Raw genomic sequence first — 11,066 nt, forward strand, 5'->3', positions numbered from 1 at the left:
CATCGTGCCCTCGGAACGCAACGTCAATCGACGTGGTAATTCGGTGCTTCCTTGGTGATTTGTACGTCGTGAACGTGGGACTCACGCACCCCCGCGGACGTGATTTCGACAAAAGCCGCCTTGCTGTGCATGTCGGCGATCGTCGGACAGCCGAGATAGCCCATGGAGGAGCGCAGGCCGCCCATCAACTGATGGATGACCGCAACTACCGAGCCCTTGTACGGGACCCGTCCTTCAATACCCTCGGGAACGAGTTTCTCGACATTGGACGCGCTGTCCTGGAAATAACGGTCGGCGGCACCTGCCGCCATCGCACCGATCGACCCCATGCCCCGATAGGACTTATAGGAACGACCTTGATAGAGTTCTACCTCGCCAGGCGCCTCTTCGGTGCCCGCGAACAGACCACCGAGCATGACCGCATTGCCGCCGGCAGCGATTGCCTTGCAAATATCGCCGGAATAACGGATGCCACCATCGGCAATCATCGGAACACCACTGCCGGCGAGCGCTTCCGCAACATTTTGAATGGCGGTGATTTGCGGAACGCCGACACCGGCAACAATACGCGTCGTGCAAATAGATCCCGGGCCGATGCCGACTTTTACGCCGTCAGCGCCATGATCCACCAGCGCTCTCGCCGCGTCCGCCGTCGCGATATTTCCGCCAACCACCTCGATATGAGGGAATCTAGTCTTGACCCACTGAACGCGTTCGAGCACGCCTTGAGAATGTCCGTGTGCCGTGTCCACCACGATCACATCAACCCCCGCTTCCGCCAGCAACTCGGCCCGCTCTTCCGTTCCCGCGCCAACGCCGATGGCGGCACCGACACGCAAGCGACCGGAAGCGTCCTTGCACGCATCCGGGTGTTCGGTCGTCTTGATGATGTCCTTGACCGTAATCAGACCGCGCAACTCGAACGCCTCGTTAACAACAAGAACACGCTCAAGCCGGTGTTTGTGGATCAAGGACTTCCCCTCTTCCACCGTGGCACCCTCACGCACGGTGACCAGCCGATCACGCGGGGTCATGATGTTTATGATCGGTTGATCGAGATTTGTCTCGAAACGCAAATCACGGTTCGTTACGATGCCGACGACCTTCTTGCCCTCAACGACCGGAAAACCCGAGATCTTGTGCAACCGGGTCAATTCCAAAACCTCGCGCACCGTCAGCGTCGGCGCGATGGTGATCGGATCCTTCAGGATTCCGGCCTCGAAACGCTTGACCTTGGACACTTCGGCGGCTTGGGCCTGTGGCGAAAGATTCTTATGTACGATACCGACACCACCCGCCTGCGCCATGGCGATCGCGAGACGCGCTTCCGTCACGGTATCCATTGCCGCTGACACGAGTGGCATATTGAGCGTGATGTTGCGGGTGAGGCGGGTACGCAACGAGACGTCGCGGGGGAGAATCGAAGAATGGGCGGGAACGAGCAGGACGTCGTCAAACGTCAGCGCTTTCTGCAATAAACGCATGGCCTTTGATCCTAGGGTCACAAAGTCGTATTCTACCAAAACCATCCAAAGCACGGAAATCAAGCGCGCGCCGATGGAAGTGTTTGTTATTTACTTTGGTTGGCGCAAGCGACCGATATTAAGACATCCGAATTCCGCCAAGACCGGTATTGCCATTAATCTGTCATGAACATCCGATCGCCTAACCTGATCAAGACCGTGCTGGCGCTAAGCCTGATCGCGGCAACCGCTGGCGCTTCGGCGCAAATCTATCGCTGGAAGGACGAAAACGGCAGGACGGTGTTCTCGGACAAACCACCGGAGGGCCGCGCCCGCCAACAAGAGAAACTGGACGCCCCCCTCTCATCTTCGGCAGGTAGCACCGCCCAAAAAAATCTCGCCGAACAAGAAATATCGTTCCAGAAGAGACAGAAGGACGCCAGGGAGCGTGCCGAAAAGACGGGCAAGGATGAAGCCGCACAAGCTGAAAAACAGGAATACTGCACGTCCTTGCGTCGGCAACTGATGGCACTAGAGTCCGGCGAACGCATCGTCAGGCGAGATGAAAACGGCGAACGGCAGTTTCTCGACGACGCCCAACGCGAGCAGGAGATCGCGAAAGTCCGCCAGTCGCTACAAAACACCTGCCAATGAAGTCCTCAGTTTGAAGTCGGAGCCTCGGCGCTTTCGCCGGCACCTTTCTTCATCACTTTTCCTTCGGCCGCGCGCTGCTTTCGGACAGCCTTGGGGTCGGCAATCAGCGGTCGATAGATCTCGACGCGATCCCGATGCCGCAAAACGGTTTCCGGTTTGACGAGTTTGGCGAACACACCGATCTTGTTCTTGGCGAGATCAATCTCAGGATATTTTTCGAGCAACCCGGACCGCTCGATGGCCTGAAACACTGTCGCGCCTTCGCTCAATCTGATTGTGATAATTTCCTGCTTGTCTGGAAGCGGATAAACCACTTCCACGCTGATATCTTCAGCCATTTCCTTCTCCAAGAACCGCCTCAGCGCGGCGTGCAAAAGCATCGACAAACGTATTGCAAATCTGCCCGAAAACCGGGCCGATCATTTTGTCAAACAACCGGTTCGAGAACTCGTACGTCAGCCGTAGTTCAACCTTGCAAGCGTGTTCATCGAGCGGATGAAAATGCCACCCTCCGTCCAAACGCCGGAAAGGGCCGTCGACCAACCTCAGCCCGATGAAAGCGGGATCGTTCTTGTCGTTTTCCGTCGTAAAGTGGGCTTTTACGCCCCGGAAATTGATAAACAGCGTTGCCACCGTTCTGGTCGCGTCCCGATAGGAGACCTGCGTGCGCTCGCACCACGGCAGGAAATCTGGATACGCCTCGATATTTTCGACGAGATCAAACATCTGTCGTACCGAATATCCGATCAGGATCGACCTTTCCACCGTGGCCATTTATCGTCGTACTCCGCGAATCCGGTAAAATGCTCATTCTAACATTGCCAGCGGTCAGTTCCGGGTCTACCCATATGAGTATCATTACCAACAAGAAGGCTTTCCACGACTATTTCATTGAGGAAAGGTTCGAGGCAGGCCTGGTTCTTGAAGGCTGGGAAGTCAAGGCGATCCGTGCCGGCCGAGCGAACATCAAGGAATCGTATGTCGTCATTCGCGACGGCGAGATCTTTATCTTCGGCATGCATATCACTCCCTTGGCGGAAGCTTCAACGCACATCAAACCCGACCCGATCCGCACGCGCAAATTGTTGTTGCATGCCAAAGAGATCAGCAAACTCATCGGCAAGGTGGAGCGCGCCGGCTACACACTGATGCCGCTCGATCTGCACTTCGAGAAAGGTCGCATCAAAGTAGAAATCGGCTTGGCCAAGGGCAAGAAACTGCACGACAAACGCGAGGCCGAAAAATCCCGGGACTGGGAGCGTGAGAAGGCGCGACTGATGCGCGTCAACAACTGACCGGTGCGAGGTTCCGCTGTCGCACCGTTTCGAACAAACAGACGGCCGCTGCGGCAGCGACATTGAGTGATTCACAACCACCTGGCATGGGTATCCGGACGCGCCGCGCCACGCTCGCCATCACGTCGGGACACACACCGGCGCCTTCGCTACCGAACACCCAGGCGACCGCCCCCTGCAAACGCTGTTCGTACAAACCGGTGGAATCTGCCCCCAAGGCCGTTGCCATCGACAATCCACGGTATTCGTTCAGGAATTCCGGCAAGCGGACCGATTCATGCAGATTCAGCAAAAAGTGCGCTCCCATGCCGGCACGGAGCACTTTGGGTGACCAAACCTGCGCGCAATCTTCAGAGAGCAGAACTTGGCGGAACCCTGCGGCCGCAGCACTGCGCAAAATCGAACCGACGTTACCGGGATCCTGAACGCCATCAAGCAGCACTGCATCACCCGCCAAATCGACTCTCATGGCCTCATCTGGCATCGAGGCAATCGCCAATATTCCACTGGGCGTTTCCACGGGAGCCAACTCGGCAAAAAGCGCGTCGGACAAACAGATGACACTGGAACACTTTTCGCCGGTTTCGAGAAACCGAGCAATTTCACTTCTGGCTTTTCCAGCATCGCTGATGACGATCTCAAGCGGCGACCGACCCGAAGCAAGCAGGCTCTCGACAAGATGCATTCCGTCCAACACGATCTGCCGTGCCTTGCGACGCTCGCGACCGCTCTGGCAGAGCTTTTTCAGTGCCTTGAAGCGTGGGTTTTCGCGAGAAACGATGTATTTCACAGCAGTGACAACTGGGCGACAGGCGCAAAACTACGCCGATGCACCGGGCTGATGCCATGTTCGCGCAAAGCTTGCAGGTGCTGTGGCGTCGGGTAGCCCATATGCCGATCGAAACCGTAGTCGGGGTACTGCTTGTGTAATTCAAGCATTGCCGCATCACGCGTTGTCTTTGCCAGAATTGACGCCGCAGCGATCGATGCTACCTTGCCGTCTCCACCGACGATTGCTTCGACCAGACATGACAAGCGCGGGCATTTGTTACCGTCGACCAGCGCTTTCTCCGGTGTAATCGACAAGGCAGAAACGGCGCGCTGCATTGCCAACAGACTCGCCTGCAGAATATTGATCCGGTCGATCTCTTCGACACTTGCTTCCGCCACGGCCCATGCCAGCGCATGCTGTCGGATTTCCTCCGCCAACTTTTCACGCCGTTTGGCCGAAAGCTTCTTCGAGTCGTCAAGGCCATCAATCGGGTGCTGCGGATCCAAAATCACCGCTGCGGCGACAACGGATCCGGCCAACGGGCCACGCCCGGCCTCATCCACGCCGCAGACAAGACCTTCAGGCAGCCACAGCGGCATTACCCGCTCCCGCCGGCAAAAACTCGATTATCTTTGCCGCAGCCTTCTCCGCCGTATTTTGCCGAAGCTGGAGGTGAATCCCATGAAAAACCTGCTGAATTCGCTCGCAGGACTCCTTGTCGGCATAGAGATTCAGCATGGCCTGTGCCAGATTTTCAGGATTGGCATCATCCTGCAGAAATTCCGGGACAACGAACTTGTTGGCGAGAATATTCGGCAGGCCCACATACGGCAGATAACCCATGCGGCGCATGATGCGATAGCTCATCGGCGCCATCTTGTACGCAATGACCATCGGACGCTTGAGCAATGCAGCCTCGAGGGTCGCTGTGCCGCTCGCTACAAGCACGACATCGGCGGCCATCATCGCCTCGTGCGAATGGCCGAACAGCATACGCAAGGGCAACTCTCGCGCCTGGCAACGGTAAAGCGCTTCCTCGAACTGCATGCGCGTTTCACGCGTCGCCAAGGGGACGAGAAACAAGGCCTCCGGCAACTTACGATGGATTTCGGCAGCTGTAGCGATAAAGGTATCTGCCATGAATCCGAGTTCGGATTGACGGCTTCCCGGAAGCAAGGCAAAAACGGGGCGTTGCGGCGATAGTTCCAACAAAGTTCGCGCAGATGACCTGCCATCTTCAAGCGGCAATACATCGGCCAGCGGATGGCCGACATAGGTCACCGGAATACCTTCCTTCTCGTACAACGCCGGTTCGAACGGAAAAAGCGACAGCACGTGAGAGACGGAAGCGCCGATCTTGTGAATGCGCTTGCCCCGCCAAGCCCAAATCGACGGGCTGACGTAATGAACACAGGGAATTCCACGAACTTTCAGTGCGTGTTCCAAGCCAAGGTTGAAATCCGGCGCGTCCACTCCGATGAACACATCCGGCTTGTCGCTAAGCAAGCGCCTTTTCAACGCATTTCGTATGCCAGAGATTTCGCGGTACTGCCGCAAGACCTCCACATAGCCACGAACGGCCAGTTTCTCGAGCGGATACCAGGATTCGAACCCCTGACCTTCCATCTTGGGGCCACCAATACCGTAGAAACGAGCCCCTGGCAGCTTTGCTTTGAGCGAAGCAATCAGGTGGCTGGCGAGCAGATCTCCCGACGCCTCGCCCGCCACCATGGCGATGCGAACGCCCGTTCCCATCATCGGATGATGCCGCGCTTGGACACCGCCAGGAAATCGAGGATCGGCTGAAGTTCGGGATGACTACCGACCTCTTCTTCAAGTCTAAGCTTGGCTTCGTCAAGCATGAGTCCGGACTTGTACAAGGTGCGATAAGCACGCTTGAGCGTCAGCAGCGCTTCCGGCGAGAATCCCCGACGTTTGAGCCCCTCGGCATTGATGCCGAACGGTGTCGCGGTATTCCCGGCGGCCATGACATAAGGCGGAATATCCTGAAGCACCACAGTTCCAACCGCCGTCATGGTGTGCGCCCCGACGCGGCAGAATTGATGTATCCCCGTATAGCCACCGAGAATGGCCCAATCGTCTACGTGCACGTGGCCTGCCAACTGAGCGTTATTGGCGAAGGTCGTCCGGTTTCCGACCTGACAATCATGGGCGATGTGCACATAGGCCATGATCCAGTTGTCGTCACCCATCCTCGTCACGCCGACATCTTGTGCGGTACCCAGATTGAAGGTGCAATACTCGCGAATTGTGTTTCGATCACCGATTTCGAGACGAGTCGGTTCCCCTGCATATTTCTTGTCCTGCGGCACTTCGCCAAGCGAACAGAACTGGAAGATGCGGTTGTCGCAACCGATCCTGGTGTTCCCGGTAATGACGACGTGCGGCCCAATTCTGGTGTTATCGCCAATTTCCACGTGCTCGTCGATGATCGAGTAAGCACCAACGGAAACGCCAGCCCCCAGTTTCGCGCCCGGATGAATGATTGCTGTCGGGTGAATCATGCTTGACATCGCCCTCTCTTAGATATCGCGCTTCGCGCACATCAACTCGGCTTCGGCCGCCACCTCACCGTCAACACGGGCAACGGCGTTATACTTCCACACACCGCGCATCTGCCGGGCAATCTCCACATGCAGATGGAGTTGATCACCGGCAGTGACCGGCTTCTTGAAGCGAGCCTTGTCGATCCCGGCAAAATAGAACACCGAATGTTCGCTCGGCATCTCTCCGGCACTCTTGAACGACAGAATGCCGGCCGCCTGGGCCAACGCTTCCATGATCAGCACGCCGGGCATGACCGGGTAATGCGGGAAATGCCCCTGAAAGAATGGCTCGTTGATTGTCACGTTCTTGTAGGCGTGAATCGATTTGCCAATCTCCATCGTCACAACCCGATCCACGAGAAGGAAGGGATAACGATGAGGAAGATGCTTGATGACTTCGTTAATATCCATTTCAATCATGGTGTTATATTTTTTTCTTTAAGTGCTTTTTCAAGTTCGGAAACGCGTTCCGCCAGCTTCGACAAGCGCCGGATCTGCGCCGCATTATGCAACCAGTCTTCATGCGTATCGAGCGGAAAAACGCTTGTGTAAACGCCTGCCTGCTTCAAACTCTTGCCCACCAGCGTACCGGCAGAGATATGAACGTCGTCAGCGATCTCAAGGTGACCGGAAACCATGCCGGCCCCGCCAACCGTGCAACGTTTGCCAAATCGCGTACTCCCTGCGACGCCAACGCAGCCGGCCATCGCGGAATGATCGCCGATGTGCACGTTGTGGGCGATCTGAATCTGATTGTCGAGCTTGACGCCGTTGCCGATTACCGTGTCGTCGAGCGCGCCTCGATCGACCGATGTATTGGCACCGATTTCAACGTCATCGCCAATGATCACTCTGCCGATTTGCGGGATTTTTATCCAGCACTCGCCTTCCTTGGCAAATCCAAAGCCATCGCTACCGATCACCGCGCCCGCCTGGATGACCGCCCGCTTACCGATCACGCAGCCTTGATAGACCACCGCATTCGGATAGATAACGGAATCATCGCCGATGCTCACGTCGTCGCCGATCACGCATCCGGGATAAATCACCACATTTTCGCCGCAAGACACGCGCTGCCCGACCACGGCACACGCCCCCACCGTAACGCTATCTGGCAAGGGAGACGACACCGCCGCACTGGCATCTACGCCAACGGCGGGATGCTTCGCGGGATTGAGCAACGCCACCACGCGCGCATAGTAGGCGTAAGGATTGGGATGAACGATCCGCGGCAAGTCGGTATCGTCAGCGCTCCTGGCCGCGAGAACCACGGCCGATGCACGCGTATCTTTAAGCTGGGCCTTGAGTTTCGGGTTGGAGAAAAAACTGATATGTCCTGGCCCTGCCGATATCAGACTCGCAACCTGAACAATCTCTACACTACCATCCCCGCGCAGTTCTCCCCCGAGCTGAGCAACGATCGCGTCAAGCCGCATCCCCTGTGATTGACCCTGCACGTCGCTTACTTGCCGTCAGACAAGGCTTTGATGATTTTGTCGGTAATATCCAGCTTCGGACTCACCCAGACAACATCCTGCACGATCAGATCGTACTTCTCGGTCTCTGCGATCTGTTTGATGGCCTTGTTGGCTTTTTCGATGATCGCAGCGTTTTCCTCATTCTGACGCAAGTTCAGGTCTTCGCGGAATTCGCGCTGCTTGCGCTGGAAATCGCGGGAAAGATCGTTAAGCTCGCGTTCCTTGTTCCGACGCTCGGTTTCCGACATCGTCACTGCATTCTTCTCGAGGTTTTCCTGCATCGACTGAAGTTGCTTGGCGATGCGCTGAAGATCCTGATCGCGCTTGGAAAACTCGGCCTCAATCTTCTTTGCCGCTTTCACCGCCGTAGGTGCGTCGCGGAAAATGCGTTGCGTATTTACATAACCGACCTTGAGCGCATCCGAAGCGGAGGCAAACGACACTGGCAACAGCGTCATCAACGCAACCAGCAACGAGGCAAATTTCGTATTCAAGCTTCTTCTCCTGATTTAAAAGGTCTGTCCCATCTGGAACTGGAACCGTTGGATTTTATCATTTTCCTGGCGGTTGATCGGTTGCGCCAAACTGAATCTCAAAGGCCCAAAAGGCGAAGTCCAGGTAAGTGCCACGCCGGTCGACATCCGGATCGGGCCTTCCGCAACTACCCCTGCAACCTGATTGGCACTCTTGTCACCGTAAACCTGGCCTGCATCGAAGAACGGACCGAAACGCACGGACTTATCCTTGCCAAAACCAAGTTCGGATAGCGGCACTGTCAATTCACTGTTGAAGAGAACCCGGCGCACACCCCCGAGACGGACGATACCGTTCGTTCCATATTCGTAGGGACCAAGACTGGCGGTGTCATAGCCACGGACCGTCGAAGGACCGCCGGCGTAGAAGTTCTTGTAGTACGGGAGATCCTGCCCGCCGAGCCCCTTGGCAAAACCAACCTCGCCATTGATCATCAGCACGGTGTTGCGCGTAATTGCAAAATAGTGCTGGCGCTGAAAGACGATTTTGTTGTACTTGATGTCACCAACCGGACTGATCTCGTACCCGACGCGCGCAATGCCACCTTTGGTCGGATTGATCACGCTATCCTTGGAATCGCGAATCCATCCCGTTGAGAACGGATACGAGGTATTGGAGCAAGTACTAGAACCACCGCAGAACTTGTCGGCAAAGTGAATATATTGCAAAGGTGTATTCGCATCACTGCGATCGATATTCACCGTCGTGTAATCCGCGCCGGCGCCAAAGGTCAGCGTTTCCTTTTCACCAATCGGCAAACCGAAACGGATGCCGGCCCCGGTCGTTTCCTTGCGATAGGCATAGCCCAGGGAGATCGGATTGTATTTGTTGTGGTAGATGTCAAACCCTTGACTAATACCATCCACCGTGAAGTAGGGATTGGTGTAGCTAAACCCGATCGTCCGATTCAATCGGCCCGTATTGAGCTGTATCGACGCGAACTTGCCGCTACCAAAAATATTGGATTGCGCTATTGCCCCCTGAACGATAACGCCTTCAGCCTGAGAGTAACCCAGACCTGCCGAAATGCTGCCCGTCGATCGTTCGGTCACATTGACATTGACATCGACCTGGTCTGTCGTCCCCGGCACAGGAGGTGTTTCGACATTGACCTCGCTGAAATAGGTCGTCTTGTCGATGCGCTGCTTCGAGAGCTTGACGCGCTCGTCATCGTACCAGGCGCCTTCCATCTGTCGCATTTCCTGGCGGATGACCTCGTCGCGCGTCTTGGTATTTCCCGAAATCGTGATCCGGCGTACGTAAACCCGCTTGCCCGGATCAACAAAGATCGTGAATGCAACCTGATGCTTCTCCTTGTCGATCTCCGGCGCCGCGTTGACGTTGGCGAATGCATAGCCTTTTGCCGACAACTTGTCACTGATGGCCTTGGTGCTCTCATTGAGCTTTTCGCGCGAAAAGATATCGCCCGGCTTGATTTGAACCGCTTTGCGAAGTTCGTCTTCCGGCAAAGTCAGATCACCCGCCAGCTTGACTGATGAAACGACGTAGCGCTCTCCCTCATTGACGGAGACGGAAATATAAACGTCCTTCTTATCCGGGCTGATCGACACCTGCGTCGATTCGATGTTGAATTCGAGATACCCGCGGTTGAGATAGAACGAGCGCAAGGACTCCAGGTCGGCGGAAAGTTTCTGCTTCGAGTATTGATCGTTCTTGGTGTACCAACTAATCCAGTTTGGCGTCTGCAACTGGAATTCGTCCAGAAGCAGTTTTTCCTTGAAGGATTGCGCGCCGACGATGTTGATCTGTCTGATCTTGGCGGAATCGCCTTCATCAATCTTGAAGTTGATTGCCACACGATTCCGCTCCAACGGCGTAATCGTCGTGGTAATCGAGGCTGCATACTTTCCGCGCGTCAGATACTGCCGCTTCAACTCTTGCTCTGCCTTGTCGAGCATGCCGCGATCGAACGACCGGGAAACTGCGAATCCGACCTCTTTGAGCCCCTTCAGAATTTGTTCCTTGTCGAACTCCTTCAGTCCGACAAAATCGATTTGGGCAATCGCCGGCCGTTCCTCGATGATGACATTGACGACGCCGCCCATGACCTCTATGCGAACATCCTTGAAGAACCCTGTCGCGAACAAAGCCTTGATCGCTTGGGATGCTTTCTCGTTCGTCATGGTCTCGCCAACCTTGACGGGCAGATAACTAAAGACCGTTCCGGCCTCGGTTCGCTGCAGCCCTTCAACCCGAATGTCCTTGACCGTGAAAGGGTCGAAAGCATACGCGCCGGTCGCAAACAAAGCGGCCACCAGTCCTGACAGGAGGATCTTCTTCAT

The 11,066-nt window shown here is 55.8% G+C and carries 13 protein-coding genes; 2 read left to right on the forward strand and 11 right to left on the reverse strand.

Features of this window, described 5'->3' with window-relative positions:
• Nucleotides 1-23: 23 nt before the first annotated feature.
• Nucleotides 24-1,484, reverse strand: a complete 1,461-nt coding sequence (guaB, locus tag BLR25_RS09305) for an IMP dehydrogenase (RefSeq protein WP_091936859.1) — start codon at nt 1,482-1,484, stop codon at nt 24-26.
• Nucleotides 1,485-1,649: 165 nt separating this feature from the next.
• Here guaB and BLR25_RS09310 point away from each other — a divergent pair, with 165 nt between their 5' ends.
• Nucleotides 1,650-2,117 (forward strand): DUF4124 domain-containing protein, encoded by a 468-nt coding sequence (locus BLR25_RS09310; RefSeq protein WP_091936861.1) that lies wholly within the window; start codon nt 1,650-1,652, stop codon nt 2,115-2,117.
• Nucleotides 2,118-2,122: 5 nt separating this feature from the next.
• On the opposite strand, the gene BLR25_RS09315 is transcribed toward BLR25_RS09310, so the two are convergent.
• Both BLR25_RS09315 and BLR25_RS09320 read right to left on the reverse strand, forming a co-directional pair.
• A complete protein-coding gene (locus BLR25_RS09315; protein ID WP_091936864.1) occupies nt 2,123-2,455 on the reverse strand; it encodes an RnfH family protein in 333 nt (110 codons plus the stop codon).
• Nucleotides 2,448-2,891: a type II toxin-antitoxin system RatA family toxin gene (locus BLR25_RS09320; protein ID WP_091936866.1), complete on the reverse strand. Its 444-nt coding sequence runs from the start codon at nt 2,889-2,891 to the stop codon at nt 2,448-2,450. The genes BLR25_RS09315 and BLR25_RS09320 overlap by 8 nt, the downstream gene beginning before the upstream one ends.
• A 74-nt stretch (nt 2,892-2,965) precedes the next feature.
• On the opposite strand from BLR25_RS09320, the gene smpB reads away from it, so the two are divergent.
• The gene (smpB, locus tag BLR25_RS09325) at nt 2,966-3,412 is read left to right on the forward strand and encodes an SsrA-binding protein SmpB (protein WP_091936868.1); all 447 of its coding nucleotides are present in this window, start codon (nt 2,966-2,968) and stop codon (nt 3,410-3,412) included.
• Here smpB and BLR25_RS09330 read toward each other — a convergent pair.
• From BLR25_RS09330 to bamA, 8 genes are read right to left on the reverse strand one after another with little or no spacing between them, the layout of a single operon-like run.
• Complete coding sequence (locus tag BLR25_RS09330) at nt 3,402-4,202, reverse strand: TrmH family RNA methyltransferase (RefSeq protein ID WP_091936870.1); 801 nt, start codon at nt 4,200-4,202, stop codon at nt 3,402-3,404. The genes smpB and BLR25_RS09330 overlap by 11 nt on opposite strands.
• Entirely contained in the window at nt 4,199-4,783 is a 585-nt protein-coding gene (gene rnhB, locus BLR25_RS09335) for a ribonuclease HII (RefSeq protein WP_091936872.1), read from the reverse strand. The genes BLR25_RS09330 and rnhB overlap by 4 nt, the downstream gene beginning before the upstream one ends.
• A complete protein-coding gene (gene lpxB, locus BLR25_RS09340; RefSeq protein ID WP_176785822.1) occupies nt 4,764-5,939 on the reverse strand; it encodes a lipid-A-disaccharide synthase in 1,176 nt (391 codons plus the stop codon). The genes rnhB and lpxB overlap by 20 nt, the downstream gene beginning before the upstream one ends.
• Nucleotides 5,939-6,709 carry an acyl-ACP--UDP-N-acetylglucosamine O-acyltransferase gene (gene lpxA / locus BLR25_RS09345; protein WP_091936876.1) on the reverse strand — a complete coding sequence of 257 codons (771 nt, stop codon included), beginning with the start codon at nt 6,707-6,709 and terminating at the stop codon, nt 5,939-5,941. The genes lpxB and lpxA overlap by 1 nt, the downstream gene beginning before the upstream one ends.
• An 18-nt stretch (nt 6,710-6,727) precedes the next feature.
• Complete coding sequence (gene fabZ / locus BLR25_RS09350) at nt 6,728-7,162, reverse strand: 3-hydroxyacyl-ACP dehydratase FabZ (protein ID WP_091937006.1); 435 nt, start codon at nt 7,160-7,162, stop codon at nt 6,728-6,730.
• 5 nt (nt 7,163-7,167) lie between these two features.
• Entirely contained in the window at nt 7,168-8,187 is a 1,020-nt protein-coding gene (gene lpxD, locus BLR25_RS09355; RefSeq protein WP_091937005.1) for a UDP-3-O-(3-hydroxymyristoyl)glucosamine N-acyltransferase, read from the reverse strand.
• Nucleotides 8,188-8,213: 26 nt separating this feature from the next.
• Nucleotides 8,214-8,687, reverse strand: coding sequence for an OmpH/Skp family outer membrane protein (locus tag BLR25_RS09360; protein WP_091937009.1), 474 nt, complete (start codon nt 8,685-8,687; stop codon nt 8,214-8,216).
• Nucleotides 8,688-8,738: 51 nt separating this feature from the next.
• Nucleotides 8,739-11,066 carry an outer membrane protein assembly factor BamA gene (gene bamA / locus BLR25_RS09365; RefSeq protein ID WP_091936878.1) on the reverse strand — a complete coding sequence of 776 codons (2,328 nt, stop codon included), beginning with the start codon at nt 11,064-11,066 and terminating at the stop codon, nt 8,739-8,741.

Source organism: Propionivibrio dicarboxylicus (assembly GCF_900099695.1).
GTDB classification, from domain to species: domain Bacteria; phylum Pseudomonadota; class Gammaproteobacteria; order Burkholderiales; family Rhodocyclaceae; genus Propionivibrio; species Propionivibrio dicarboxylicus.